We start from the raw sequence: 22,941 nt of genomic DNA, 5'->3' as shown, positions 1-22,941 counted from the left end.
GGGGGCACCGTAGAGGCCCACTGGCAGGGGGATTACAGGCCGAGCTCGACCTCGAACTCGCCCGCCTCCAGGATCGCCTTGACCGCCGTCAGGTAACGGGCGGCGTCGGCGCCGTCCACCAGGCGGTGGTCGTAGGACAGGGTCAGGTACGTCATGTCGCGGACGCCGATGACCGTGCCCTCCTCCGTCTCGATGACGGCCGGACGCTTGACCGTGGCACCGATGCCGAGGATCGCGACCTGGCCCGGCGGCACGATGATCGTGTCGAACAGCGCGCCGCGCGAACCGGTGTTGGAGATGGTGAAGGTCGCGCCGGACAGCTCGTCCGGGGTGATCTTGCTCGCGCGGACCTTGCCCGCCAGCTCGGCCGTGGCCTTGGCGATGCCGGCGATGTTGAGGTCACCGGCGTTCTTGATGACCGGGGTCATCAGGCCCTTCTCGGAGTCCACCGCGATACCGACGTGCTCGGTGTCGAAGTAGGTGATGGTCCCCTCGGCCTCGTTGATCTTGGCGTTGATGACCGGGTGGGCCTTCAGCGCCTGCGCCGCGGCCTTGACGAAGAACGGCATCGGCGAGAGCTTGACGCCCTCGCGCGCCGCGAAGGAGTCCTTCGCCCTGGCACGGAGCTTCATCAGACGGGTGACGTCGACCTCGACGACCGACGACAGCTGCGCCTGCTCGTGCAGCGCCTTGACCATGTTGTCGCCGATGACCTTGCGGATGCGCGGCATCTTGACGGTCTGGCCGCGCAGCGGGGAGGCCTCCAGGGAGGGGGCCTTCTTCGCGGCGGGCGCGGCCGGGGCGGCGGCGGCCGGAGCCTGGGCGGCGGCCTTCGCGGCCTCGGCGGCGGCGGTGACGTCCTGCTTGCGGATACGGCCGCCGACGCCGGTGCCCTTGACGGTGGACAGGTCGACGCCGTTCTCGGCGGCGAGCTTGCGCACCAGCGGGGTGACGTAGGCACCGTCGTCCGCCGGCCGGGTGGCGGACGGAGCTGCGGCCGGGGCCGGCGCGGGCGCCGGGGCGGACGGAGCCGGGTCGGGCGCCGGGGTGGTCTGCTGCTGCGGGGCGGGCGCGGAGGGCGCCTGCGGGGCCGGAGCGGCAGGGGCGGCCGGAGCCGGGGCGGCCTGCTGCGGAGCCGGGGCCTGGGCGGGCTCGGGCTGCGCGGGGGCGGCCGGGGCCTCCTGGGCCGGGGCGGCGGCCGGAGCGGCACCCGCCTCGCCGATGACGGCCAGCTTGGCGCCGACCTCGGCGGTCTCGTCCTCGCCGACCACGATCTCCAGCAGGGTGCCGGAGGCGGGCGCCGGGATCTCGGTGTCGACCTTGTCGGTCGAGACCTCGAGCAGCGGCTCGTCGGCCTCGACGCTGTCGCCGACCGACTTCAGCCAGCGGGTGACGGTGCCCTCGGTGACGGACTCGCCGAGCGCCGGCAGGACCACGTCCGTGCCCTGCGCGGAGCCGCCGCCCGAGGTGGCCTCGGCCGTCGGAGCCGGCGCCGGGGCGGCCTGCTCGGTGGAGGGGGCGGCCGCGGCCGGCTCGGGGGCGGGCTCGGCGACCTGCTCGGCCTGCGGGGCCTGCTCGGCGGCCGGGGCGCCGGAGCCGTCGTCGATCAGGGCCAGCTCGGCGCCGACCTCGACCGTCTCGTCCTCGGCGACCTTGATGGAGGACAGCACGCCGGAGGCGGGCGCCGGGATCTCGGTGTCGACCTTGTCGGTCGAGACCTCGAGCAGCGGCTCGTCGGCCTCGACGCGCTCACCCTCGGCCTTGAGCCAACGGGTGACGGTGCCCTCGGTGACGCTCTCGCCGAGCGCCGGAAGGGTTACGGAAACCGCCATGGTTTCGGTTGCTCCTTACGAAATTGCGGAAGTCTGTGTCGTCGCGCCCGAAGACCGAAGGGGTCAGTCGTGCATGTGGAGCGGCTTGCCGGCCAGCGCCAGGTGCGCCTCGCCGAGCGCCTCGTTCTGCGTCGGGTGGGCGTGGATGAGCTGGGCCACCTCGGCCGGCAGCGCCTCCCAGTTGTAGATCAGCTGGGCCTCGCCGACCTGCTCGCCCATGCGGTCGCCGACCATGTGGACGCCGACCACGGCACCGTCCTTGACCTGGACGAGCTTGATCTCGCCGGCGGTCTTCAGGATGCGGCTCTTGCCGTTGCCGCCCAGCGGGAACTTGATGGAGACGACCTTGTCCGCGCCGTAGATCTCCTTGGCCTTGGCCTCGGTGAGACCGACGGAGGCGACCTCCGGGTGGCAGTACGTCACCCGCGGCACGCCGTCGTAGTCGATCGGGACGGTCTTCAGACCGGCCAGCCGCTCCGCCACCAGGATGCCCTCGGCGAAGCCGACGTGCGCGAGCTGCAGCGTCGGAACCAGGTCACCGACGGCCGAGATGGTCGGCACGTTGGTCCGCATGTACTCGTCGACCAGGACGTAGCCGCGGTCCATGGCGACCCCGGCCTCCTCGTAGCCCAGACCCTGCGAGACCGGGCCGCGGCCGATGGCGACGAGCAGGACCTCGGCCTCGAACTCCTTGCCGTCGGCGAGGGTGACCTTGACGCCGTCCTGGGTGTACTCGGCCTTCTCGAAGAAGGTGCCCAGGTTGAACTTGATGCCCCGCTTGCGGAAGGCGCGCTCCAGCAGCTTGGAGCTGTTCTCGTCCTCGACCGGCACGAGGTGCTTGAGGCCCTCGATGATCGTGACGTCGGCGCCGAAGGACTTCCACGCGGAGGCGAACTCGACGCCGATGACGCCGCCGCCCAGGATGATCGCGGACTTCGGCACACGGTCCAGGACGAGGGCGTGGTCGGAGGAGATGATCCGGTTGCCGTCGATGTCCAGCCCCGGCAGCGACTTCGGCACGGAGCCGGTCGCCAGCAGGACGTGGCGGCCCTGGATGCGCTGGCCGTTCACGTCCACGGAAGTCGGGGAGGACAGCCGGCCCTCACCCTCGATGTACGTCACCTTGCGCGAGGCGATCAGCCCCTGCAGGCCCTTGTACAGGCCCGAGATCACGTCGTCCTTGTACTTGTGGACGGCCGGCACGTCGATGCCCTCGAAGGTGGCCTTCACGCCGAACTGCTCGCTCTCGCGGGCCTGGTCGGCGATCTCGCCCGCGTGCAGCAGGGCCTTGGTGGGGATGCACCCCTTGTGCAGGCAGGTACCGCCGACCTTGTCCTTCTCGATCAGGGCGACGTCCAGGCCCAGCTGCGCCCCGCGCAGGGCCGCGGCGTAACCGCCGCTGCCACCGCCGAGGATCACTAGGTCGAAAACGGTGCTGGCGTCGTTCGCCACGTCACGTCCTCCATGCATGTGCGCCACGCCGGTCTCCAGTGACCGGTCGGCGGCTGGTGTCCGGCCGCTCATTGTTCTCGGCCCTTAGGTGGGGGCCCTGTCCTGCCGAGCCCATCTTCGCACTTGTGGGGGACCGACGAGACGTGGGGCCGGTGTGTGAGACGCCCCACGTTCGCTTGCGGCGAAGGGAGCGGAGACGCCCTCGGGGGCGCAGGCTGTGTCCGATCTGCGGCTTCGCCGCGTGGGCGCGACGAGCCACAACGGACCCGCGGCCGCCGGAATCACCCGCGCCCCGAGCTCTCAGGCGCCCCTAGCCCAGGTCACCCGCAGCCGCCAGTTCGGCGACCCGCACCAGCGTCCGCACCGCCGTACCCGTGCCGCCCTTCGGCGTGTAGCCGAACGGACCGCCCTCGTTGAAGGCCGGACCCGCGACGTCCAGGTGCGCCCAGGTGATGCCCTCGCCGACGAACTCCCGCAGGAACAGGCCGGCCACCAGCCCGCCGCCCATCCGCTCGCCCATGTTGGCGATGTCCGCGGTCGCCGAGTCCATGCCCTTGCGCAGGTGCTCCGGCAGCGGCATCGGCCACGCCGGCTCGCCGACCTCCTCGGCCGCCTCGTACACCGCGGTGCGGAACGCGTCGTCGTTCGCCATGACGCCGTACGTCCGGCTGCCCAGCGCCAGCATCATCGCGCCGGTCAGGGTCGCCACGTCGATGATCGCGTCCGGCTTCTCCTGCGAGGCCGCCCACAGCGCGTCGGCGAGCACGAGCCGGCCCTCGGCGTCGGTGTTGAGGACCTCCACCGTCTTGCCGCTGTACATGCGCAGCACGTCACCCGGGCGGGTGGCGGAGCCCGACGGCATGTTCTCGGCCAGCGCCAGCCAGCCGGTCACGTTGACCTCCAGGCCGAGGCGCGCGGCGGCGACGACCGCGGCGAACACGGCGGCGGCACCGGCCATGTCGCACTTCATCGTCTCGTTGTGCCCGGCCGGCTTCAGCGAGATGCCGCCCGAGTCGTAGGTGATGCCCTTGCCCACGAAGGCGAGGGTCTTCTTCGCTTTGGGCGAGGTGTACGACAGCTTCACCAGCCGCGGGCCCGACGCCGAACCGGCGCCGACACCCAGGATGCCGCCGTAGCCGCCCTTGGCGAGCGCCTTCTCGTCGAGCACCTGCACCTTGATGCCGTGCTCCTTCGCCGCCGCCTGCGCGACCGCCGCGAACGCCTCCGGATTGAGGTCGTTCGGCGGGGTGTTGACCAGGTCGCGGGCGCGGTTCAGCTCCTCGGAGACGGCCACGGCACGCTCGACCGCGGCCTTGTACGCCTTGTCGCGGGGCTTGCCGCCGAGCAGTACGGCCTCCGCCAGCGGGGCCTTGGCGTCCTTGGCCTTGGCGCCCTTGGCCTCCGCCTTGTAGGCGTCGAAGGAGTACGCGCCGAGCAGCACGCCCTCGCCGACGGCGCCGGCGTCGGCGCCGTCGGCCAGCGGCAGCGCGAACGCGGCCTTCTTCGAACCGGCGAGCGCGCGGGCGGCCGTACCGGCGGCCCGGCGCAGCGCCTCGCCGTCGAAACCGGCGTCCTTCTCCGGCTCGGCCCCCAGGCCCACCGCCACCACGACGGGTGCCTTGAAACCGGACGGCGCGGGCAGCTTCGTCACCTCGCCCTCGGCGCCGGAGGCACCGAGGGTCTCCAGCACGCCGGCGAGGCGGCCGTCGTACGCCTTGTCCACGGCCTCGGCGCCCGGTGCGACGACGGGGCCGCGTGCGCCCTTGGCGACACCGATCACGATGGCGTCGGCCCGCAGGCCGGGCACCGCGGCGGTGGAGAGAGTGAGAGCAGTCACGGTGGTGAAATCTCGCTTCCGTACGAAGTTCCTGAGTGGCCGAATGCGGGTGGGTCGACCGGGCCCGACAACCGACCCTGGAGCCCTCCTGCGATGCGGTCCTCGCCTGGACAGGCGAACACCCGGCACGAGCCTACGCTCGCACCGCCGCCGGTTCCCTCCCCCGTCCCGTGTTTCCCGCGCCGCGGGGGCGTAAGGGATCATTCCGGGGTACGCCGCCCCCGCATTCCTGCCCGCATTCCTGGAGCACGCCCATGAGACGCCCGGTCCTGCTGACGGCCCTTCTCCTGCTGCTCGCGGGCTGCTCGCCGGCCTCCCCCGACGACGAGCGGAGCGACGCCGGGCACTGGCGGCCGCGCCCCGGCACCGCCTGGCAGTGGCAGCTCAGCGGCACCCTCGACACCTCCGTCGACGTGCCGGTCTACGACATCGACGGCTTCGACCACACGAAGGCCACGGTCGCCGGCCTGCACGACGACGGCCGCAAGGTCGTCTGCTACGTCTCCACCGGCGCCTGGGAGGACTTCCGCCCCGACGCCGGGAAGTTCCCGAAGGCGGTGCTGGGCAAGGGCAACGGCTGGGAGGGCGAGCGCTGGCTCGACATCCGGGCGACGGACGTCCTCGAGCCGCTGATGGCCGAGCGTCTCGACATGTGCCGCGACAAGGGCTTCGACGCCGTCGAACCGGACAACATGGACGGCTACCGGAACGACACCGGCTTCCCGCTCACCGCCGGCGACCAGCTCCGCTACAACCGGCTGATCGCGGAACTCGCCCACGACCGCGGCATGGCCGTCGGCCTGAAGAACGACCTCGACCAGATCCCGGAACTGGTCGACGACTTCGACTTCGCGGTCAACGAACAGTGCGCCCAGTACGGCGAGTGCGCCGCCAACAAGCCCTTCATCGACGCGGACAAGGCCGTCTTCCACGCCGAGTACGAGCTGCCGGCCGACCGCTTCTGCGCCGACTCCCGCGCGCTGCGGCTGAGTTCGGTGCTGAAGAAGTACGAACTGGGGGCCTGGCGCGAGGCCTGCTGAGCGTCAGCCCAGCACCATGACGACCAGCGCGGCCGTCGCCGCCGCCTCCGCCACCCCGCCGAACACGTCACCGGTGACCCCGCCGAAGCGGCGGACGCAGTGCCGCAGCAGCAGTTCGGCGACGGCGACGGCACCCGGCACGGCGAGCGCCGTACGGACCGCGTCGTACGGCCCGAGGAAGGCGCCCGCCACCGCCCCGGCCGCCGTGACGGCGGCGCCGACGGCCAGTGCGCCGCCCGCCGGGACCGTCCCGGCGACCGCCGCGCCCAGCCCCTCCGGACGCGCCGCCGGCACCCCGGCCCGGGCGGCCAGGGTCAGCGCCAGCCGGGCGGCCGCCCCCGACACCACGGCGGCGAGCGCGCCCCGCGCCCACGAGCCCTCGTACGCCTGGGCCAGCGCGGCCACCTGGGCCAGCAGCACGAGGACGAGGGCGAGCACGCCGAACGGCCCGATGTCGGACTGCTTCATGATCCGCAGCGCGTCCTCGGCGGGCTTGCCGCTGCCCAGCCCGTCCGCGGTGTCGGCCAGCCCGTCCAGGTGCAGCCCCCGGGTGAGCACGGCGGGCACGGCGACGGTCGCGACCGCGGCGAGCAGGGCGCCGGCACCGAGGAACAGCAACGCCAGCCCGACGGCGGCGGCGAGGACCCCGACGGCCAGCCCGGCCAGCGGAGCGCACAGCATGCCGCCCCGCGCCGCCCCGCGGTCCCAGCGGGTCACCCGCACCGGAAACACGGTGAGAGTGCCGAAGGCGAACCGGAGGCCGTGGGAGGAGGGGGTCCTGGACACCGGCGCAGACTACCCGGCGCTCCCCGCGGCGCCTCCGCCGCCCGGGGAACCTGCGGCATCCGGGCACCTCGCCCTAATCTGCTCATATGGGAGATTGGTGGCATCGGGACATCGTGGAACCGGGCAAGCTGCCACTGCTCCTCGCCCTCGGCGCCTTCGTGCTGACGTTCGTGATCACCCGGACGGTCACCCGTCTGATCCGGGCGGGCAAGGGCCCGTTCGGGAACGTCGAGACGGGGGGCGTGCACATCCACCACGTGGTCCCCGGCGTCGTCCTCACCGTCGCCGGCGGCTTCGGCGCGGTCGCCGGTGGCCGGCACGGGTTCGGGTCCGCCCTCGCGGCGGTGGTCTTCGGCATCGGGGCGGGCCTCGTCCTGGACGAGTTCGCGCTGATCCTGCACCTCGACGACGTCTACTGGACCGAAGCCGGCCGCAAGAGCGTGGAGGTCGTGGTGGTCACCGCGGCGTTGGTCGGTCTGGTCCTCGCCGGCTTCGCGCCGTTCGGCGTCGACGGCGTCTCCCAGGACGAGCGACAGGACCGCGCCAACGTCATCGCGACCGTCGCGGGCAACTTCGTCCTCTCCCTCCTCTCCCTGGCCAAGGGCAAGACACGCCTCGCGGTCTTCGGCGTGATCGTCCCGTTCGTCGCCCTGATCGGCGCCGTCCGCCTGGCCCGCCCCGGCTCCTTCTGGGCCCGCCGCTTCTACGGCAGCCGCCCGCGCGCCCGCGCCAGGTCCCGCCTGCGCGCCTACCGCCACGACCGCCGCTGGACCGGCCCGCGGCGCGCCCTCCAGAACTGGATCGGCGGCCGCCCGAACCCCCCGCCCCCCTGACCTGCGGGGCCCCCGCCCCAGCTGCGGGCAGTCGTGCCTCCCCCAGTGCCCGAACGGCCTGGGAGGTACCCCCAGGGCACTGGGGGCCCGCTCATGGGAGTCCCCCTCCGGGGGAGGCACCCCGCAACGCCGGGCCACGCGACCCACCCCCGGCCCACACCCGCACCGGGCACCTGGCAAACGCCGGCGCCTACGCCCCCGCACCCTCGTCGGACACCCCTGCACCCTCGTCGAAGACCTCAGCGCCCTTGTCGGAGACCCCCGCACCCCCGTCGGAGACCTCCGGCAGCTCCGCCGCCAGCGCCGCCGCGGCCCGCACCAGCGGCAACGCCAGCAGACCCCCCGCACCCTCACCCACCGTCACGCCCTGCGTCAGCAGCGGCTCCAGCGCCATCCGGTCCAGCGCCTTCGCCTGCCCCGGCTCCCCGCTGTCGTGCGCAGCCAGCCACCAGTCCGGCGCCCGGAACGCCACCCGCTGGCCCACCAGCGCGCACGCCGCGGCCACCACTCCGTCCAGCAGCACCGGCATCTTCCGCACCGCGCTCTGCAGCAGGAAGCCCGTCATCGCGGTGAGGTCGGCACCGCCCACCGTCGCCAGCAGCCGCAGCTGGTCGCCGAGCACCGGCCGCGCCCGTCGCAGCGCGTCGCGGATCGCCGCGCACTTGCGCATCCACGCCAGGTCGTCGATGGCCAGTCCGCCCCGGCCGGTGACGACCGAGGCGTCGGTCCCGCACAACGCCGCGACCAGCACGCCCGCCGCCGTCGTCCCGCCCACGCTGACGTCGCCGAGCACCACCAGGTCCGTACCGGAGTCGGCCTCCTCGTCGGCCACCGCCATCCCGGCCCGGAAGGCGGCCTCCGCCTCCTCCGGGGTCAGCGCGTCCTCGATGTCGATGCGCCCGCCGCCGCGCCGCACCCGGTGCTTCACGACCTCGGCCGGCAGCGTCTGCGGATCGCAGTCCAGCGCCATGTCGACGATCCGCACGGGCACGCCCTGGCTCCGCGCGAGCACGGACACGGGCCGCCCGCCCTCCAGCACCTCGCGCACCAGGTCGCCCGCGCTGCCCGCGGGCCGCGCCGACACGCCCAGCTCGGCGACCTTGTGGTCACCGGCGAAGAGCACCACCCGGGGCTGTCCGACCGGCCGCACCGGTACGGCGGACTGCGCCGCGGCCAGCCACTCGCCCAGGTCGTCCAGCCTGCCCAGCGCCCCGGGCGGTACGACCTGGCGCTCCCGGCGCGCCTCGGCGTCGCGGCGTACCGCGCCGTCGGGGCGCTCGATCAGATCGGTGAAGTCGTCGAGATTCAGCGAGCTCATTCGCCGAACAGTACCGGCCCCGGCCGAACCCCACGGAGGTCATATCCGCACCGCGCCGGTCCGGCGTCGTTGCCCTCCGGACCGCCATCCCGTACGTAACGTTTTGCGCTGGATCGTCGTATGTTCCTCCGCCTGTCGGGAGCCGCCCATGTCCGCGCCCTCCACCCCCTCGGTGCCGTCTCCCGTGCCCCCGGTGCCCCCCGTCCCCCTCCACGGCCCGCACCGCGCGGACTGCCCCTGGTGCGGCTCGCGGCGACTGCGCTCCCGGCCCGGCCGCCAGGACCCGCGGCGGGGCGCACCCGCCCGCTCCGTCCTCGACCGGTGCCTCGACTGCCGGCACGCCTTCCGCAACCCCCCGCCCGGGCCCCGGCCCGAGCACCCCGCAGTCCGCGCCGCCGGCCGCCTCGGACACGCCCTGGCCGCCCGCGCCGTGCTCCGCCGCTGCCCCGAGCCCGAGAGCTGGCTGGACGTGGGCACCGGCGACGCCGCCTTCCCCCGTACGGCACGCGCGTACTTCCCGTACACCGCGTTCGACGGCGTGGACCCCACCCACCGCGTCCTGCGGGCCCGCGCGGCCGGCCGGATCGAGGAGGCGTACGTCGGCCGGCTGACGGACCCGCACATCACCGCCCGGCTCCGCGCCCGCTACGACGTGGTCAGCCTCTTCGGCCACCTGGAACGCGTCCCCGACCCCCGCGCCGAACTGCGCGCCGCCCTCCACGTGCTGCGCCCCGGCGGCCATCTGCTGCTCGGCCCCGCCGGACCGCGCCGCCTGTTCCCCCTGCCGCCGGGCACGCCGCACCCGGCCGTTCTGCGCACCGAACTGGAGGCCCGCGGCTGCACGGTCCTCACCGGCCCGAGGGACGCACGTCTCGTCGCCCGCAAGGAGCCGTCAGCCCCGTAGCACCAGCGCCTGGCCCGCCACCACCAGCAGCACCTGCTCGCACTCACCGGCGAACGCCGCGTTCAGCCGCCCGAGTTCGTCCCGGTAACGGCGGCCCGAGGCGGTGGCCGGCACGATCCCCGACCCCACCTCGTTCGACACGGCGACGACGGTGCGCCGGGTCGCGCGCACCGCCTCCGTCAGCTCCCGCACCCGTTCCCTGAGGGCCCGTTCGCCGCCGCCCGCCCACTCCGCGTCGTCCCACGCCCCGACGGCGTCCATCGCGTCCGTCAGCCACAGCGACAGGCAGTCGACGAGCAGCGGCGGCCCGTCCTCCCCGAGCAGCGGGACCAGGTCGCAGGTCTCGACGGTGCGCCAGGATCCCGGCCGCCGCTCGCGGTGCGCCGAGACCCGGGCCGCCCACTCGCCGTCCCCGCCCCGGGACCCGCCGGTCGCCACGTACAGCACGTCCGGGAAGGACTCCAGCCGCCGCTCGGCCTCCACCGACTTCCCCGAGCGGGCCCCGCCCAGCACCAGCGTGCGCCGCGGCACGTCGGGCACGTCCTCGTACACGCCCACCAGCAGCGTCGTCCCGTCCGGCACCGCCCGCGCCCCCGCCGCCGCGAGCCGCCGCGCCAGCTCCCGGCCCGGCGGCACGTCGTGGCCGAGATGGACGGCGACGACGTCCGTCGTCGGCCCCGCCGCGCCCACCGCCCGCAGCCGCGCGAGCGCGTCCGGGCGTCCCACGACGTCGGCGAGGACCAGGTCGTAGGGCTCGGCGGGCTCCGCCGGCCCGGCCGGCGCCCCGCCCGGCGGCAGGTACAGCAGCCGCTGCCCGTCCGGACCGGTCACGGCGTACCCGGTGCCCGGCGCGTCCATCGCCACCGCCCGCACCCGGTGCCCGGTCAGCAGCGCCAGCTCCCGCCCGTCCGGCACCCGCCCCGGCTGCGGCAGCCCGGCGGGCACCTCCACGGCCGGACCGTCGTGCGGGTGCGACAGCAGCACCTGCCGTACGCCGCCCAGGGAGTGCCCGGCCCGCGCGGCGGCGAACACGGCACCGGGCGTCAGGTCGAGGAGCAGCGCCCCGTCCACCAGCAGCGCGGTCGCCGCGCGCGCGTCCTCGCCCTGCGCCACGGCACAGGCCGCACAGGAACAGTCGGGGCGGGGGAGTCCCGCGGGGGCACCGGTGCCGAGCAGAGTCACGTCCACGCCCCGATTTTCGCCGGTCGCCCCGCGACGTGCGCGCCCGAGGCCCCCGTGGAGCACCGTCCTGCCCCGGTCCTCCCCGACGGGCCCGGCGCAGCGCATAGGCTGCGGACGGGAGCCGGACCGGGGTGTCCGGCCCCCGATCTGCAGATGCTCACCTCTTGGAGGCGTACATGGCGGCATGGACGTGGCGGTTCGAGACGGCCGACGGGACGGAGGTCCGGCCCGCGGTGGAGCCCGAGGAGTTCACCACGCAAGGGGACGCCGAGTCCTGGATCGGGGAGCACTGGAAGGAGCTCAAGGAGGGCGGCACGGACCAGGTCCGGCTCTTCGAGGACTCCACGGAGATCTACGGGCCGATGAGCCTGCACGCCGAGGACGCCTGACCGGCCGCCAGGAGGGCGGCCCGCCACCGCGGGCCGCCCTCCCCGGCGTCACTGCTCGCCCAGTGTCACCTCGGCGGTGCGCTCGTCGCCGTCGCGGGTGTACGTCACCTTCGTGCGGTCGCCGGGCCGCATCGACGCCAGGGCCTCGGCGAGGGAGGTGATCGTGGTGATGTCCGTGCCGCCGAGCCGGGTGACGACGTCCCCGGCCCTCAGGCCCGCCCGGTCCGCGGCACCGCCGTCCTCGGCGCTGACGACCGCCACGCCCGCGGGGCGGTAGTCCTCGCCGACGACCGTACGGGCGGTGATGTCGAGTGCGGCCCGGCCCGAGTCGGTGACCCTGCCGTCCCTGATGATCTGGTCGGCGACCGTCCGCACCATCGACGCCGGGATCGCGAAGCCGATGCCGGGTGCCGCGCTGCCGCCCATGCCGGGGTCGGTCGCGGCCAGCGTCGGGATGCCGATGACCCGCCCGTCGAGGCCGACCAGCGCGCCGCCGCTGTTGCCCGGGTTGATGGCCGCCGAGGTCTGCACCATGTTGCCGAGTGTCGCGCCCGTACCGCCGCCGCTGCTGCCCTCGGTGACGGTCCGTCCGGTCGCCGACACGATGCCCTGCGTCACGCTGGAGGACAGCCCGAGCGGAGAGCCCATCGCCAGCACGATCTGCCCGACCTCGACCTTCGAGGAGTCCCCGAACACGGCCGCCTTCACCCCCTGGGGCACCTCGTCCAGCTTGATGACGGCGAGGTCCTGCTCCGGGTAGGAGGAGACGAGCCGCGCGGACAACGGCTCCTCGCTGTGCGCCGTCGTCACCCGGAAGGTCCGCTGGTCCCCGACGACATGGGCGTTGGTGACGACGTGCCCCCGGCCGTCGTACACGACCCCCGACCCCAGGTCCTCCCCGGCCTGGATCTGCACGACCGACGGGAGGACGTCCTCGATCACCCGCTGGTAGCCGCTCTGCAGGTCCTCGGCCGCGAGCGGGGCGGCGGCCCGGGTCGCGGAGCCCGCCCGCTCACCGCCGGTGCCGGCACCGGAGTCCCGGCCGGCCGCGGAGCACCCGGCGACGAGCGCCAGGGAACACGCCAGCACGGCGGCGGGGGCACGGAACCGGGGCACGCGGGGGCGGGAGACGTCCATGCCCCGAGTCTCACGGCGGCCCGGACGCGCTGCTTGCGGGAAGCACCCGAACGGGCGCCCGCCGGGAAGCTATCCCCGCACCCCGCACAGGTGCAGCAGAGCCGCGACGCCGCGGTACGGGTCGGTCCGGCCGGCCCGTTCCTCGACGGCCAGCAGGGTCTCGAGGTCCTCCGGGGCCGCCGCGCCGTCGGGTGCCGTGTCCGTGAAGACCCGCACGCCGTACCAGGTGTGCAGCGGGGCGCCGATGCCGGCGAGGCGGGCCGTCAGCGTCGCCAGCCGGTCCGCGCGGACGTCCACGCCGAGGCGGGTGGGGGTCTCCCCGTTCGAGTCGGTTCGAGAATGGGGGAGGCAGGCGGTCGTGTCGAAGGCGGCGAGCGCGCCCGCCCAGTCGCCGCGCAGACCCGGGCGCAGGGCGAGCGCGTCCCCGTTGCGCACGAGCAGCGACAGCAGGCCGCCCGGGGCGAGCATGCGGGCCAGCCCGGCCAGCAGCGGGTCGGGCTCCTCGACGTACATGAGGACGCCGTGGCACAGCACCACGTCGAAGCTGCCCGGCAGGAAGTGCACGCCGGTGTCCCGGCCGTCGCCCTCGATGATCCGCATCCGCTCCCGGATGCCCTCCGGCTGGCCCGCCAGGGCCTCACGCGCCACCGCGATCATCGTCGCGTCCCGCTCCAGGCCGGTCACCTGGTGCCCGGCCCGCGCCAGCCGCAGCGCCTGGGTGCCCCGGCCCATGCCGACGTCGAGCACCCGCAGCCGCTTGCCGACCGGGAAGCGGCCGATGATCTGCTCGTCGAGCTGCCGGGCCACCAGCTCCTGCCGTACGACGTCGCGCAGACCGCCCGGCTTCTCCAACCGGGCGTCGGCCGCGCCCTGGGTGAACGGCGTGGTGCTCAGGGCCGCTCCCCGCGCTTGACCTGCGGCTTGGGAAGCCGGAGCCGGCGCATCTGCAGGGAGCGCATCAGCGCGTAGGCGACCGCGCCGCGCCTGCGGTCGTCGGGGAAGCGCTCGGCGAGCTGCTTCTTCAGCCGGAAGCCGGTGACGAGCGAGTCGAGCACGATCAGCACGATCACGACCAGCCACAGCAGCAGCGCGGCGTTCTGCAGCGACGCCACCCGGATCATGCTCAGCACGAGGATGATCACGGCCATCGGCAGGAAGTACTCGGCGATGTTGAACCGCGAGTCGATGAAGTCGCGCGCGAACTTGCGGACCGGGCCCTTGTCACGGGCGGGCAGGTACCGCTCGTCGCCGTTGGCCAGCGCCTGGCGCTGCCGCTCCAGCGCGGCGCGACGCTCCTCGCGCTGACGCCTGGCGGCCTCCTTGCGCGTCATCTGCGTGTTGGCGACGCTGCGGCGCTGGGACTGGGCCTGGCTGCGCTTGGGCGTAGGCCTGCCCTTCGGGGCCTGCGGGTCGCGGGGCTGCTTGGAGTCGGTCACCGGCGTCTTGACGAGGCTCGGTGCCTTCTCTTCCTTGGCACGGCTACGGAACACAAAACCCAAGGGTACGGGGTGAGGGGGTGTGGACCCCAGCCCGGTGGGGAACGATCCGGCAACACCGGACGTCTGTATGAGGACAAGAGGGGACGTTGCGTACGGCCCGGGGCGCCGGGTCCGGGACGTCCCTGCGGGGAGCACCTACTCCTCACGCCGGACGGGGGGCGTGCACAGTCGTCCTTGGGGATGAGCGCATCCGCCCCCGGACAGTGCGGTAATGGATGCAGGGCCCGTACTGTGGGTTCTGTTGCAGTCGCTGGAGCTGGAGTCGGCCAGAAGGGGGCGCGCGAAGCCCATGAGCGGTGTCATGAAGCGTATGGGGATGATCTTCCGCGCGAAGGCCAACAAGGCCCTGGACCGGGCCGAGGACCCGCGCGAGACTCTCGACTACTCGTACCAGAAGCAGCTGGAGCTGCTGCAGAAGGTGCGCCGCGGCGTCGCCGACGTGGCGACCAGCCGCAAGCGCCTGGAGCTCCAGCTCAACCAGCTCCAGTCCCAGTCGTCCAAGCTGGAGGACCAGGGCCGCAAGGCGCTCGCGCTGGGCCGGGAGGACCTGGCCCGCGAGGCGCTGTCCCGCCGCGCCGCCCTCCAGCAGCAGGTCACCGACCTGGAGACGCAGCACGCCACCCTCCAGGGCGAGGAGGAGAAGCTCACCCTCGCGGCCCAGCGCCTCCAGGCCAAGGTGGACGCCTTCCGGACGAAGAAGGAGACCATCAAGGCCACCTACACCGCCGCCCAGGCGCAGACCCGCATCGGCGAGGCGTTCTCCGGCATCTCCGAGGAGATGGGCGACGTGGGCCTCGCCATCCAGCGGGCCGAGGACAAGACCGCGCAGCTCCAGGCGCGGGCCGGCGCCATCGACGAACTCCTCGCCTCCGGTGCCCTGGACGACCCCTCCGGCATGCACAAGGACGACATCCAGGCCGAGCTGGACCGGCTCTCCGGTGGTACGGATGTGGAGCTGGAACTGCAGCGCATGAAGGCCGAGCTGGCCGGAGGCAGCACCTCCGACCGGCAGGCCATCGAGGGCGGCCAGGGCCAGGCGCAGCCCCAGCAGCAGCCGCAGGACACTCCGCGTTTCGACAAGCAGTAGGGCACGCCTAGGAGGGCGACATGATCGTACGGATCATGGGGGAGGGACAGCTGACGCTGGCCGACGGCCGTCTCGCCGAGCTGAACAAGCTGGACGACGAGCTCCTCGCCGAGATGGAGAAGGGCGACGGCCCCGGTTTCCGCGCGACCCTCCAGGCCCTGCTGGCCAAGGTCCGTGAACTGGGCGAACCCCTGCCCGACGACTCCCTGGAGCCGTCCGACCTCATCCTCCCCTCCCCGGACGCCACCCTGGAGGAGGTCCGGGAACTCCTGAGCGACGACGGCCTCATTCCGGACGGTTCCTGAGACGAGAGCTCCCAAGACGCGGGACACCGTCAGCCCGTCGCGGGGGAGACCGAGGACGAGGCCGTCCAGGCCGAAGCGGGGACCCGGGGGCGCGGCCCTCGGTCCGCCCACCGGTAACGCAGGGTGCCGCACGCACCGGCGTCCACACCGATACCGTGAACACGCGTGAGCACCTTCGCCCGCGCCCGCCGCCGTCTCGCCGCGCACCCCTGTGCCCTGGACGCGGCCCTCGCCGCGGCCGTCCTGGTGTGCATGGTGGCCGGCTCCTTCGCCGATCCGCACGGCCCCGACGGCGTCACCTGGGACATGCGCACCCCCGACCCGCTCAGCCTCGTCCTCATGGGGCTCGGCGCCGCCGCGCTCGTCCTGCGCCGCCGCGCCCCGATGGCCGTCCTCGGGGTCACCGGCTGCCTCTCGGTCGTCGAGTGCGTCACCGGCGACCCCCGCGCCCCGGTCGTCATGTCCGCCGTCGTCGCGCTGTACACCGTCGCCGCCACCACCGACCGCTCCACCACCTGGCGGGTCGGCCTGCTCACCATGGCCGTGCTGACCGGCGCCGCCATGCTGGCCGGCCCCCTGCCCTGGTACGCGCAGGACAACCTCGCCGTCTTCGCCTGGACCGGCATCGGCGCCACCGCCGGGGACGCCGTCCGCAGCCGCCGCGCCTTCGTGCAGGCCATCCGGGAACGCGCCGAGAAGGCCGAGCGGACCCGCGAGGAGGAGGCGCGGCGCCGCGTCGCCGAGGAACGACTGCGCATCGCCCGCGACCTGCACGACGTCGTCGCCCACCACATCGCCCTGGTCAACGTCCAGGCCGGCGTCGCCGCCCACGTCATGGACAAGCGGCCCGACCAGGCCAAGGAAGCCCTCGCCCACGTACGGGAGGCCAGCCGGTCCGCGCTGAACGAGCTGCGCGCCACCGTCGGCCTGCTCCGCCAGTCCGACGACCCCAGGGCCCCGACCGAGCCCGCGCCCGGCCTCCAGCGCCTCGACGAACTCGTCGCCACCTTCCGCCACGCCGGACTGCACGTCGAGGTGGCCCGCACCGACCAGGGCACCACCCTGCCCACCGCCGTGGACCTGGCCGCCTACCGGATCATCCAGGAGGCCCTGACCAACGTGCACAAGCACGCCGGCCCGCGGGCGAGGGCCGAGGTCAGCATCGTCCGGGTGGGACCGCGCATCGAGGTCACCGTCCTCGACGACGGCGCCGGGGAGGCGGCCCCCGCCGCCGGTGGCGGCGGCCACGGCCTGCTCGGCATGCGCGAGCGCGTCACCGCCGTGGACGGCACCCTCACCACCGGTCCCCGCTACGGAGGCGGCTTCCGGGTCCATGCGATCCTTCCCGTCGAGAACGCGGTCCAGGGCCGCACCGACGCCGCGGGGGAGTCCGTATGACGATCCGTGTCCTGCTCGCCGACGACCAGGCACTGCTGCGCAGCGCCTTCCGGGTGCTGGTCGACTCCGAGCCCGACATGGAGGTGGTGGGGGAGGCGTCCGACGGCGCCGAGGCGGTACGGCTGGCCGCCGAACAGCGTCCCGACGTGGTGCTGATGGACATCCGGATGCCCGGCACGGACGGCCTGGCCGCCACCCGCGCGATCAGCGCCGACCCGGCTCTCGCCCACGTCCGCGTGGTCATCCTGACCACCTTCGAGGTCGACGACTACGTGGTGCAGTCGCTGCGCGCCGGTGCCTCCGGGTTCCTCGGCAAGGGCGCCGAACCGGAGGAGCTGCTGAGCGCGATCCGCGTCGCGGCAGGCGGCGAGGCGCTGCTGTCCCCGGCCGCCACCAAGGGGCTCATCGCCCGCTTCCTCGCCCAGGAGGGCGCCGCGGACGGCGCGGACCGCGACCCGGACCGCGCGGGGAGGCTCGCCTCGCTGACCGGGCGGGAACGCGAGGTACTGGTGCAGGTCGCCGGAGGCCACTCCAACGACGAGATCGCCGAGCGCCTCGAGGTCAGTCCGCTGACCGTCAAGACCCACGTCAACCGGGCGATGGCCAAGCTGGGCGCCCGCGACCGCGCCCAACTGGTCGTCACCGCGTACGAGTCCGGCCTGGTACGTCCGAGGGTGGAGTGACCCCGGCCCGGCCGTACTGCGGCGGGAGTATGCGCCGCATAAGGAAATGGACCTGGGGCCTAGGGAACCGGGGCCGCCCATGGCACAGGGTGTGGGGTGGGCGCTCACGTGTGCCCTTCCTCCGCTCGGCCACAGAAGAGAGACCCTGATCCATGTCCTGGCTGTCGAGATTCAGCCTCGCGCAACGGGCCCTGATAGGCTTGATGTCGATCGTCGCGCTCGTCTTCGGGGCGATCGCCGTCCCCCAGCTCAAACAACAGCTGCTGCCCACCATCGAACTGCCCATGGTGTCCGTGCTGGCGCCCTACCAGGGCGCCCCGCCCGACGTGGTCGAGAAGCAGGTCGTCGAGCCGATCGAGGACAGCCTCGAAGCGGTCGACGGCATCTCGGGCATCACCTCCACGGCCGCCGAGGGCAACGCCGTGATCATGGCGTCCTTCGACTACGGCAACGGCACCCAGCAGCTCGTCGCCGACGTCCAGCAGGCCGTCAACCGGGCCCGCGCCCAGCTCCCGGACGGCGTGGACCCGCAGGTCGTCTCCGGTTCGACGGACGACATCCCGACCGTCGTCCTCGCCGTCACCTCGGACAAGGACCAGCAGGCCCTGGCCGACCAGCTCGACAGGACCGTCGTGACGGAGCTGAAGGACATCGACGGGGTCGCCCAGGTCGTCGTCGACGGCGTGCGCGACCTCCAGGTCACCGTCACCCCCGACCCGGCGAAGCTCGCGAAGGCCGGGGCGAGCCCGCAGGCGCTGGCCCAGTCCCTGCAGGCGGGCGGCGCGACCGTCCCGGCCGGCTCCTTCGACGAGGGCGGCGCCAACCGCACCGTCCAGGTCGGCGGCGGCTTCACCTCGCTCGAGCAGATCCAGAACCTCATGGTCACCGGCGAGGGCGTGAAGAAGCCGGTGCGCCTCGGCGACGTCGCCACCGTCGAGGAGGAGGAGGCCAGGGCCGACTCCCTCACCCGCACCAACGGCAGGCCGTCCCTCGCCGTCGCCGTCACCATGGACCACGACGGCAGCGCGGTCGCCATCTCGAAGGCCGTCCAGGACAAGCTCCCCGGCCTGCGCGAGCAGCTCGGCTCCGGCGCGACCCTGACCGTCGTCAGCGACCAGGGCCCGGCCGTCTCCCAGGCCATCGAGGGCCTGACCACCGAGGGCGCCCTCGGCCTGGTCTTCGCCGTCCTGGTCATCCTGGTCTTCCTGGCGTCCGTCCGCTCCACCCTGGTCACCGCCGTCTCCATCCCGCTGTCGGTGGTGCTGGCGCTGATCGTGCTGTGGACGCGCGACCTGTCGCTGAACATGCTGACGCTGGGCGCGCTCACCATCGCCATCGGCCGCGTCGTCGACGACTCGATCGTGGTCCTGGAGAACATCAAGCGGCACCTCGGCTACGGCGAGGAGCGCCAGGAGGCCATCCTCAAGGCCGTCCGCGAGGTCGCCGGAGCGGTCACCTCCTCGACGCTCACCACGGTCGCCGTGTTCCTGCCGATCGGTCTGGTCGGCGGCATGGTCGGCGAGCTGTTCGGCTCCTTCAGCCTCACCGTCACCGCCGCGCTGCTGGCGTCCCTGCTGGTGTCGCTGACGGTCGTGCCGGTGCTGTCGTACTGGTTCCTGCGCGCCCCGAAGGGCACCCCCGAGGACGCCGACGAGGCACGGCGCCTGGCCGAGGAGAAGGAGGCGAAGAGCCGCCTGCAGCGCCTGTACGTCCCCGTCCTGCGCTTCGCCACCCGCCGCCGTCTGACCAGCGTGGCCGTCGCGGTCGTCGTCCTGGCCGGCACCTTCGGCATGGCGCCGCTGCTGAAGACGAACTTCTTCGACGCGGGCGAGCAGAAGGTCCTCAGCGTCAAGCAGGAGCTGGAGCCGGGCACCAGCCTGGCCGCGACCGACGCCCAGGCGAAGAAGGTCGAGAAGCTGCTCGGCGACACCGAGGGCGTCAAGGACTACCAGGTCACCATCGGCTCGTCCGGCTTCATGGCCGCCTTCGGCGGCGGCACGGACACCAACCAGGCCTCGTACCAGGTGATGCTGGAGGACTCCGCGTCGTCCGAGGACGTCCAGGACCGCCTGGAGGCCGGGCTCGCGAAGCTCGACGGCATCGGCACCACCACGGTCGCCGCCGGTGACGGCTTCGGCAGCCAGGACCTGAGCGTGGTCGTCAAGGCGGCCGACGCGCAGGTGCTGCGCGAGGCCGCCGAGCAGGTCCGCGAGACGGTCGCCGACCTCGACGACGTCACCGACGTCACCAGCGACCTGTCCCAGAGCGTGCCGCGGATCTCGGTCAAGGCCAACGCGAAGGCCGCCGAGGCAGGCTTCACCGACCAGACCCTCGGCGCGGCCGTGGGCCAGGCGGTGCGCGGCACCCCGGCCGCCAAGGCGGTCCTGGACGACACCGAGCGCGACGTCGTCATCCGCTCGGCGCAGCCCGCCCGGACGCTGGCCGAGCTGAAGGCGCTGAACCTGGGCGCGGTCAGGCTCGGTGACATCGCCACGGTCGAGCTGGTGGACGGCCCGGTGTCGATGACCCGCATCGACGGGCAGCGCGCGGCGACCGTCACCGCCAAGCCGACCGGCGACAACACCGGCGCGGTGGGCACCGAGCTCCAGTCGAGGATCGACGCGCTGGACCTGCCGGCCGGCGCCACGGCCGAGATCGGCGGCGTCACCGCCGACCAGGACGAGGCGTTCGCCAACCTGGGCCTGGCCATGCTCGCGGCGATCGCGATCGTGTTCATGCTGCTGGTCGGCACCTTCCGGTCGCTGGCCCAGCCGCTGATCCTGCTGGTCTCCATCCCGTTCGCGGCGACCGGCGCGATCGGTCTGCTGATCGCCACGGGCACCCCGATGGGCGTCCCCGCGATGATCGGCATGCTGATGCTGATCGGCATCGTGGTCACCAACGCGATCGTGCTGATCGACCTGATCAACCAGTACCGCAGGCAGGGGTACGGCGTCGTGGAGGCCGTGATCGAGGGCGGCCGTCACCGTCTGCGCCCGATCCTCATGACGGCCCTGGCGACGATCTTCGCCCTGCTCCCGATGGCGCTGGGCGTCACCGGCGAGGGCGGCTTCATCGCCCAGCCGCTCGCCGTGGTCGTGATCGGCGGTCTGATCACCTCGACGCTGTTGACGCTGCTGCTGGTCCCGACGCTCTACGCGATGCTGGAACTGCGCAAGGAGCGGCGCGCGAGGAAGCGGGCGGCGAAGCGGGAGCCGAAGCCGGAGGTCTCCGAGGAACCGGAGCCGGCACAGGTCTGACCGGCCCGGCCGCATGACGAAGGGGGCCGCATCCCACGGGGTGCGGCCCCCTTGCCCGTACGACCTTGTCCGTACGACCGCCGGAGGCTACGGCAGCGCCAGCATCCGCTCCAGCGCCAGCTTCGCGAACGCCTCGGTCTCCTTGTCGACCTCGATCCGGTTGACGAGGGTGCCTTCGGCGAGGGACTCCAGCGCCCACACCAGGTGCGGCAGGTCGATGCGGTTCATCGTCGAGCAGAAGCAGACCGTCCTGTCGAGGAAGACGATCTCCTTGCCCTCGGGAGCGAAACGGTTCGCCAGCCGGCGGACCAGGTTCAGCTCGGTGCCGATCGCCCACTTGGAACCGGCCGGGGCCGCCTCCAGGGTCTTGATGATGTACTCGGTCGAGCCGACGTGGTCCGCCGCCGCCACGACCTCGTGCCGGCACTCGGGGTGCACCAGGACGTTCACGCCCGGGATCCGCTCGCGCACGTCGTTCACCGAGTCGAGGCTGAAGCGGCCGTGCACCGAGCAGTGACCGCGCCACAGGATCATCTTCGCCGCGCGCAGCTCCTCGGCGGTCAGTCCGCCGTTCGGCTTGTGCGGGTTGTAGACGACGCAGTCCTGAAGGGACATGCCCATGTCGCGCACCGCGGTGTTGCGGCCCAGGTGCTGGTCGGGCAGGAACAGCACCTTCTCGCCCTGCTCGAAGGCCCAGCCCAGGGCCCGCTCGGCGTTGGAGGAGGTGCAGATGGTGCCGCCGTGCTTGCCGGTGAACGCCTTGATGTCCGCGGAGGAGTTCATGTACGAGACGGGCACGACCTGCTCGGCGATCCCGGCCTCGGTCAGCACGTCCCAGCACTCGGCGACCTGCTCGGCCGTCGCCATGTCCGCCATGGAGCAGCCGGCCGCCAGGTCGGGCAGGACGACCTTCTGGTCGTCGGAGGTCAGGATGTCGGCCGACTCGGCCATGAAGTGCACACCGCAGAAGACGATGTACTCGGCCTCCGGGCGTGCGGCCGCGTCCCGGGCCAGCTTGAAGGAGTCGCCCGTGACGTCCGCGAACTGGATGACCTCGTCGCGCTGGTAGTGGTGCCCGAGGACGAAGACCTTGTCGCCGAGCTTCTCCTTGGCCGCGCGGGCGCGCTCGACCAGGTCGGGGTCGGAGGGCGAGGGCAGGTCGCCGGGGCACTCCACGCCGCGCTCGCTCCTCGGGTCGGCCTCGCGGCCGAGCAGCAGCAGGGCGAGGGGCGACGGCTGCACGTCGAGCTCCTGGGGTTGGGCGGTGGTCACGACACGCACCCTTTCTAGTTTTCGTCGAACTGACGCTATATATCATAACCGCTTCACGTCACTTTGACGATGCCCATCGTGTCGATGTGACGTGAATCCCGGTTCCCGGGCCGCTGTCCGCGCCGACGGGCATGTGCGAGCATGAGGAGAAGGCCGAGGAGCACACCACGGGTCCGTCCCGGAATGAATCCGCGGCCCCGCCGGTTGGAACCGTCGGCAAGCAGTCTCCGTACAACCCGGGAGAGATGTAGATGTCCGTATCGGACGAGACCACCACCGTCACCGACGGCATCATCCTGACCGACGCCGCCGCGGCCAAGGTCAAGGCCCTGCTCGACCAGGAAGGCCGTGACGACCTGGCGCTGCGCGTCGCCGTCCAGCCCGGCGGCTGCTCCGGCCTGCGCTACCAGCTCTTCTTCGACGAGCGTTCGCTCGACGGCGACGTCGTGAAGGACTTCGACGGCGTCAAGGTCGTCACCGACCGCATGAGCGCCCCGTATCTGGGCGGCGCCACCATCGACTTCGTGGACACGATCGAGAAGCAGGGCTTCACGATCGACAACCCGAACGCGACGGGCTCCTGCGCCTGCGGCGACTCCTTCAGCTGAGCCGCGCGACACCGTACGAAGGGCGGGGGGGGGGGGGGGGGGGGCCCGGGGCCCCCCCCCCCCGGGGGCCCCGGGCGGGGGGCCGCCCCCCCCCGGCGGGGGCCGGCGCCCCCCGCCCC

At 73.2% G+C, this 22,941-nt stretch carries 20 protein-coding genes; 10 read left to right on the top strand and 10 right to left on the bottom strand.

Going from position 1 to position 22,941, the window contains the following annotated elements; all coding sequences use genetic code 11:
- Positions 1 to 32: 32 nt before the first annotated feature.
- From sucB to ACFYOJ_RS07135, 3 genes are all read right to left on the bottom strand, one after another.
- Positions 33 to 1,832, bottom strand: coding sequence for a 2-oxoglutarate dehydrogenase, E2 component, dihydrolipoamide succinyltransferase (gene sucB / locus ACFYOJ_RS07145; protein ID WP_356555408.1), 1,800 nt, complete (start codon positions 1,830 to 1,832; stop codon positions 33 to 35).
- A gap of 63 nt (positions 1,833 to 1,895) precedes the next feature.
- A complete protein-coding gene (gene lpdA, locus ACFYOJ_RS07140) occupies positions 1,896 to 3,284 on the bottom strand; it encodes a dihydrolipoyl dehydrogenase (RefSeq protein WP_356555406.1) in 1,389 nt (462 codons plus the stop codon).
- 310 nt (positions 3,285 to 3,594) lie between these two features.
- Positions 3,595 to 5,121, bottom strand: a complete 1,527-nt coding sequence (locus ACFYOJ_RS07135) for a leucyl aminopeptidase (RefSeq protein ID WP_356555404.1) — start codon at positions 5,119 to 5,121, stop codon at positions 3,595 to 3,597.
- A 254-nt stretch (positions 5,122 to 5,375) separates the two neighbouring features.
- Here ACFYOJ_RS07135 and ACFYOJ_RS07130 point away from each other — a divergent pair, with 254 nt between their 5' ends.
- Positions 5,376 to 6,161, top strand: coding sequence for an endo alpha-1,4 polygalactosaminidase (locus ACFYOJ_RS07130; RefSeq protein ID WP_356555402.1), 786 nt, complete (start codon positions 5,376 to 5,378; stop codon positions 6,159 to 6,161).
- A gap of 3 nt (positions 6,162 to 6,164) precedes the next feature.
- Here ACFYOJ_RS07130 and ACFYOJ_RS07125 read toward each other — a convergent pair whose 3' ends face one another.
- Entirely contained in the window at positions 6,165 to 6,947 is a 783-nt protein-coding gene (locus ACFYOJ_RS07125; protein ID WP_356555401.1) for an adenosylcobinamide-GDP ribazoletransferase, read from the bottom strand.
- 86 nt (positions 6,948 to 7,033) lie between these two features.
- On the opposite strand from ACFYOJ_RS07125, the gene ACFYOJ_RS07120 reads away from it, so the two are divergent.
- A complete protein-coding gene (locus ACFYOJ_RS07120; protein WP_356555399.1) occupies positions 7,034 to 7,780 on the top strand; it encodes a hypothetical protein in 747 nt (248 codons plus the stop codon).
- 190 nt (positions 7,781 to 7,970) lie between these two features.
- Here the strand turns inward: ACFYOJ_RS07120 and cobT are convergent, their stop codons facing one another.
- On the bottom strand, positions 7,971 to 9,098 hold the full coding sequence (gene cobT, locus ACFYOJ_RS07115; protein WP_356555397.1) for a nicotinate-nucleotide--dimethylbenzimidazole phosphoribosyltransferase: 1,128 nt from the start codon (positions 9,096 to 9,098) through the stop codon (positions 7,971 to 7,973).
- Positions 9,099 to 9,246: 148 nt separating this feature from the next.
- On the opposite strand from cobT, the gene ACFYOJ_RS07110 reads away from it, so the two are divergent.
- Positions 9,247 to 10,002, top strand: coding sequence for a class I SAM-dependent methyltransferase (locus ACFYOJ_RS07110; RefSeq protein ID WP_356555395.1), 756 nt, complete (start codon positions 9,247 to 9,249; stop codon positions 10,000 to 10,002).
- Here ACFYOJ_RS07110 and ACFYOJ_RS07105 read toward each other — a convergent pair.
- The gene (locus tag ACFYOJ_RS07105) at positions 9,991 to 11,190 is read right to left on the bottom strand and encodes a bifunctional adenosylcobinamide kinase/adenosylcobinamide-phosphate guanylyltransferase (protein ID WP_356555393.1); all 1,200 of its coding nucleotides are present in this window, start codon (positions 11,188 to 11,190) and stop codon (positions 9,991 to 9,993) included. The genes ACFYOJ_RS07110 and ACFYOJ_RS07105 overlap by 12 nt on opposite strands.
- A 170-nt stretch (positions 11,191 to 11,360) precedes the next feature.
- Here ACFYOJ_RS07105 and ACFYOJ_RS07100 point away from each other — a divergent pair, with 170 nt between their 5' ends.
- Positions 11,361 to 11,573, top strand: coding sequence for a hypothetical protein (locus tag ACFYOJ_RS07100; protein WP_356555392.1), 213 nt, complete (start codon positions 11,361 to 11,363; stop codon positions 11,571 to 11,573).
- Positions 11,574 to 11,621: 48 nt separating this feature from the next.
- Here ACFYOJ_RS07100 and ACFYOJ_RS07095 read toward each other — a convergent pair whose 3' ends face one another.
- The 3 genes from ACFYOJ_RS07095 to ACFYOJ_RS07085 form a co-directional block, all read right to left on the bottom strand.
- Positions 11,622 to 12,710, bottom strand: coding sequence for a trypsin-like peptidase domain-containing protein (locus ACFYOJ_RS07095; RefSeq protein ID WP_356555390.1), 1,089 nt, complete (start codon positions 12,708 to 12,710; stop codon positions 11,622 to 11,624).
- Positions 12,711 to 12,779: 69 nt separating this feature from the next.
- On the bottom strand, positions 12,780 to 13,517 hold the full coding sequence (locus ACFYOJ_RS07090; protein ID WP_356555545.1) for a methyltransferase domain-containing protein: 738 nt from the start codon (positions 13,515 to 13,517) through the stop codon (positions 12,780 to 12,782).
- An 83-nt stretch (positions 13,518 to 13,600) separates the two neighbouring features.
- A complete protein-coding gene (locus ACFYOJ_RS07085) occupies positions 13,601 to 14,278 on the bottom strand; it encodes a DUF3043 domain-containing protein (RefSeq protein ID WP_356555543.1) in 678 nt (225 codons plus the stop codon).
- Positions 14,279 to 14,510: 232 nt separating this feature from the next.
- Here ACFYOJ_RS07085 and ACFYOJ_RS07080 point away from each other — a divergent pair, with 232 nt between their 5' ends.
- The 5 genes from ACFYOJ_RS07080 (at position 14,511) to ACFYOJ_RS07060 (ending at position 20,942) form a co-directional block, all read left to right on the top strand.
- Positions 14,511 to 15,296 (top strand): PspA/IM30 family protein, encoded by a 786-nt coding sequence (locus ACFYOJ_RS07080; RefSeq protein ID WP_356555388.1) that lies wholly within the window; start codon positions 14,511 to 14,513, stop codon positions 15,294 to 15,296.
- 20 nt (positions 15,297 to 15,316) lie between these two features.
- Positions 15,317 to 15,601: a hypothetical protein gene (locus ACFYOJ_RS07075; RefSeq protein WP_356555386.1), complete on the top strand. Its 285-nt coding sequence runs from the start codon at positions 15,317 to 15,319 to the stop codon at positions 15,599 to 15,601.
- Between the two features lie 165 nt (positions 15,602 to 15,766).
- Complete coding sequence (locus ACFYOJ_RS07070; protein WP_356555385.1) at positions 15,767 to 16,999, top strand: histidine kinase; 1,233 nt, start codon at positions 15,767 to 15,769, stop codon at positions 16,997 to 16,999.
- Positions 16,996 to 17,682 (top strand): response regulator transcription factor, encoded by a 687-nt coding sequence (locus ACFYOJ_RS07065; protein ID WP_356555383.1) that lies wholly within the window; start codon positions 16,996 to 16,998, stop codon positions 17,680 to 17,682. The genes ACFYOJ_RS07070 and ACFYOJ_RS07065 overlap by 4 nt, the downstream gene beginning before the upstream one ends.
- Before the next feature lie 152 nt (positions 17,683 to 17,834).
- A complete protein-coding gene (locus tag ACFYOJ_RS07060; RefSeq protein ID WP_356555382.1) occupies positions 17,835 to 20,942 on the top strand; it encodes an efflux RND transporter permease subunit in 3,108 nt (1,035 codons plus the stop codon).
- Between the two features lie 87 nt (positions 20,943 to 21,029).
- Here ACFYOJ_RS07060 and nadA read toward each other — a convergent pair whose 3' ends face one another.
- Positions 21,030 to 22,214 (bottom strand): quinolinate synthase NadA, encoded by a 1,185-nt coding sequence (gene nadA, locus ACFYOJ_RS07055; RefSeq protein ID WP_356555380.1) that lies wholly within the window; start codon positions 22,212 to 22,214, stop codon positions 21,030 to 21,032.
- A gap of 251 nt (positions 22,215 to 22,465) precedes the next feature.
- On the opposite strand from nadA, the gene erpA reads away from it, so the two are divergent.
- Positions 22,466 to 22,822 (top strand): iron-sulfur cluster insertion protein ErpA, encoded by a 357-nt coding sequence (erpA, locus tag ACFYOJ_RS07050; RefSeq protein ID WP_356555379.1) that lies wholly within the window; start codon positions 22,466 to 22,468, stop codon positions 22,820 to 22,822.
- The last annotated feature ends 119 nt before the right edge of the window (positions 22,823 to 22,941 follow it).

The sequence above is a fragment of the Streptomyces sp. NPDC006384 genome (assembly GCF_042870695.1).
Classification (GTDB): Bacteria; Actinomycetota; Actinomycetes; order Streptomycetales; family Streptomycetaceae; genus Streptomyces.
The sequence above is the reverse complement of the archived record's forward strand: the minus strand, read 5'-3'. Positions and strand labels throughout refer to the sequence as shown.

Excerpts from the sequence above, each read along its gene's own strand:
- sucB (WP_356555408.1), bottom strand. The coding sequence starts at position 1,832 with ATGGCGGTTTCCGTAACCCTTCCGGCGCTCGGCGAGAGCGTCACCGAG.
- ACFYOJ_RS07130 (WP_356555402.1), top strand. The coding sequence starts at position 5,376 with ATGAGACGCCCGGTCCTGCTGACGGCCCTTCTCCTGCTGCTCGCGGGC.
- ACFYOJ_RS07120 (WP_356555399.1), top strand. The coding sequence starts at position 7,034 with ATGGGAGATTGGTGGCATCGGGACATCGTGGAACCGGGCAAGCTGCCA.
- cobT (WP_356555397.1), bottom strand. The coding sequence starts at position 9,098 with ATGAGCTCGCTGAATCTCGACGACTTCACCGATCTGATCGAGCGCCCC.
- ACFYOJ_RS07110 (WP_356555395.1), top strand. The coding sequence starts at position 9,247 with ATGTCCGCGCCCTCCACCCCCTCGGTGCCGTCTCCCGTGCCCCCGGTG.
- ACFYOJ_RS07100 (WP_356555392.1), top strand. The coding sequence starts at position 11,361 with ATGGCGGCATGGACGTGGCGGTTCGAGACGGCCGACGGGACGGAGGTC.
- ACFYOJ_RS07095 (WP_356555390.1), bottom strand. The coding sequence starts at position 12,710 with ATGGACGTCTCCCGCCCCCGCGTGCCCCGGTTCCGTGCCCCCGCCGCC.
- ACFYOJ_RS07080 (WP_356555388.1), top strand. The coding sequence starts at position 14,511 with ATGAAGCGTATGGGGATGATCTTCCGCGCGAAGGCCAACAAGGCCCTG.
- ACFYOJ_RS07075 (WP_356555386.1), top strand. The coding sequence starts at position 15,317 with ATGATCGTACGGATCATGGGGGAGGGACAGCTGACGCTGGCCGACGGC.
- ACFYOJ_RS07065 (WP_356555383.1), top strand. The coding sequence starts at position 16,996 with ATGACGATCCGTGTCCTGCTCGCCGACGACCAGGCACTGCTGCGCAGC.
- ACFYOJ_RS07060 (WP_356555382.1), top strand. The coding sequence starts at position 17,835 with ATGTCCTGGCTGTCGAGATTCAGCCTCGCGCAACGGGCCCTGATAGGC.
- erpA (WP_356555379.1), top strand. The coding sequence starts at position 22,466 with ATGTCCGTATCGGACGAGACCACCACCGTCACCGACGGCATCATCCTG.